The organism is Teichococcus aestuarii, assembly GCF_042651065.1.
Classification (GTDB): Bacteria; Pseudomonadota; Alphaproteobacteria; order Acetobacterales; family Acetobacteraceae; genus Pseudoroseomonas; species Pseudoroseomonas aestuarii.
This window is the reverse complement of the sequence record NZ_JBHSCH010000133.1, coordinates 1-2528: the sequence shown is the minus strand read 5'-3', so window position 1 is coordinate 2528 and position 2528 is coordinate 1. Positions and strand designations below refer to the sequence as shown.

Genomic DNA, 2528 nt, shown 5'->3' with positions numbered 1-2528 from the left:
GCACCATCGCCTGCAGCGGGATGCCGGAGGCGTGCATGGCGATGGCCCCGGCCTCGCGCGGCAGGCGGGCCAGCAGCCATTCCTGCACCGCCTCCGGCACCCGCAGCTGCCGCTCGGCGAAGTGGCGCGCCAGCAGGGCCGCCAGCAGCGTGTCGGACGGCTCGCCGATGCCCACCGCCGCGGTGGCGCGCAGCCGGCTGGCGAGGTCGGGCAGCGCCACCGCCCAGCGCGCGGGCGGCTGCCGCCCGGCCAGCAGCAGCGGCAGGCGCTGCGCCGCGCAGGCATTGATCAGGTGGAACAGCGCCGCCTCCTCGGCCACGCAGTCGGCGTCGTCGAGCGCGGTGGGGGCGGGCTCGGGCACGCCGCGCAAGGCCGGGCCCTGGAGCAGCCGCCAGCCCCGCGCCACCGCCTCCTGCCGCAGCAGGTGGGACTTGCCCACCCCCGCGGGCCCGAACACCGCCAGGCGCTGCGCCGGCCAGGCCGAGGCCCGCCCCAGCCAGGCGCGCGCCTCGGCGTTGGAGCGGTCGGCCATCACCTCGCCCTGGAAGACGGGCGGCAGGTCCAGCGGCAGCGCCAGCTGCCGCAAGGGCGGGGCTTCGGGGGTGGGACCGGGGCTGTGCGGGGCGGAGGGCATTCACACACCGGTTCGGGGCGGGTCGAGGTAGAGCGGGCTTTCCAGATAGCGCCGCAGCCAGTAGCGCGCCAGCACCCCGAGGGTGGCCGCCATCGGCACCGCCAGCAGCACGCCGAGGAAGCCGAAGGCCACGCCGCCGGCGAAGAGGGCGAAGATCACCCACACCGCGTGCAGCTCCACCCGGTCTCCCAGCAGGCGGGGATAGATGATGTAGCCCTCGACGATCTGCCCGGTGACGAAGATGGCGGCGACCAGCCCGACCCCGTCCCAGGTGCCGAACTGGCCGATCGCCAGCAGCAGCGCCGTGGCCAGCCCGGTCATCGAGCCGACATAGGGGATGAAGGTGAGGAAGCCCGAGGCCAGCCCCACCATCAGCCCCAGCTCCAGCCCGACGGCCGAGAGGCCCACGGCGTAGTAGCCCGCCAGCAGCGCGCAGCAGAGCAGCTGCCCGCGCAGCCAGGCGGAGAGCACCCGGTCGGTGTCGCGGGCCAGCTGGCGCAGCGTGGCGGCGGAGCGGCGCGGCAGCCAGCTCTCGATGCGCCCCATGATGCGCGGCCAGTCCCGCAGCAGGTAGAAGGCCACCACCGGCGTCACCACCACCAGGGTGAAGACGCTGAACAGCGCGTAGCCGCCGCCGATCAGCCGCGTGGCCGAGGTGCCGAGGAAGGAGAGGATGGCGCCGATCTGGCTCACCGCCAGGTCGCGCAGCCGCGTGTCGAACGCCTCCGGGCCGAAGCGCTGCTCCAGCGCCGTCAGCGCCTCCTGCACCGCCGAGCCGACGCCGGCGACATAGCTTGGCAGCCGCGCCAGCAGCGTGCCCACCTGGGCGATGACCAGCGGGTAGAGCAGCAGCAGCGCCAGCAGCGCCAGGGCCATCAGCGCCGTCACCAGCAGCAGCGCGGCGATGCCGCGCGACAGGCCGAGGCGGTTCATCCGCGTGGCGAAGGGGTCGAGGAAATAGGCGATGCAGCCGGCCAGCACGAAGGGCGTCAGGATCGTCGAGAACAGCCAGAGCAGGAACAGCCCGGCCGCCAGCAGGCCGAGCACCAGCGTCAGCCGCTGGTTGCGCGTGGCGGTGCGCGGCCCGGGCTGCTGTGGCGGCGGGAATGCCGGGCGCGGGTCGCGGCGGGCGGGCGGGGGCGGCGGGTCGGGCAGCATGGGCTGGGGCGGCGTCCTGCTCATCCTGGAGTCCCGCCCCCTGTTCCATCCCCTGTTCCATCCCCTGCCCCACCTCCCGCCCCGCCCCGCCGCAGCAGCGGCGCGACATAGGCCAGGCCGGACAGCACGGTGGTGCAGGCGACGAGGGCGATCGTGGCATCGAGCAGCCATGCGCCGCGCAGGCCGAAGCCCGCCAACAGCAGCGCCAGCGCGGCGAGGGCGATCTGCGCCACGGTGTTGGCCTTCGAGATGCGCAGCGGCTGGATCGGCGGCGGCGCGCCGAGCAGGGTGAACAGCGCGACGCCGCCCATGATCAGCAGGTCGCGGAACACCACCAGCAGGGCCAGCCAGTCCGGCAGCACGCCGATGATGGCGAGCGACACATAGGTGCAGATCAGCAGCGCCTTGTCGGCCACCGGGTCGAGCATGGCGCCGAGCGTGGAATGGCTGCCCTGGCGGCGGGCCAGCCAGCCATCCAGCGCGTCCGACACCCCGGCGGCCACGAAGACGAAGAAGGCGATGTCCAGCCGGCCGTGGATGATCAGCCAGATGGTGGCCGGCACCATGCAGAGCCGCGCCAGGGTGATGAGATTCGGCAGGGTGAAGGTCCCCGCCGGCGCGGGCGCCGGGGGGCGGCCGGGCGGGCGCGGCGGCTCAGATCCGGCCGGCAAGGCCGATTTGCCAGGGTCCGGAGGGGGCGCCCGCGCCGCCCGGCCGGGCCGCCGCGGGGGCGGGC

The 2528-nt window shown here is 74.9% G+C and carries 3 protein-coding genes; all 3 read right to left on the bottom strand.

Annotation, left to right across the window (positions count from 1 at the left end; genetic code table 11):
- Window positions 1–634 (bottom strand): chromosomal replication initiator DnaA (locus ACFOY6_RS23860; protein WP_379652429.1); only part of this gene is annotated, 634 nt, incomplete at its 3' end.
- Window positions 635–1816, bottom strand: coding sequence for an AI-2E family transporter (locus ACFOY6_RS23855; protein ID WP_379652428.1), 1182 nt, complete (start codon window positions 1814–1816; stop codon window positions 635–637).
- The gene (locus ACFOY6_RS23850) at window positions 1813–2463 is read right to left on the bottom strand and encodes a CDP-alcohol phosphatidyltransferase family protein (protein WP_245906269.1); all 651 of its coding nucleotides are present in this window, start codon (window positions 2461–2463) and stop codon (window positions 1813–1815) included. The genes ACFOY6_RS23855 and ACFOY6_RS23850 overlap by 4 nt, the downstream gene beginning before the upstream one ends.
- Between the last annotated feature and the right edge of the window lie 65 nt (window positions 2464–2528).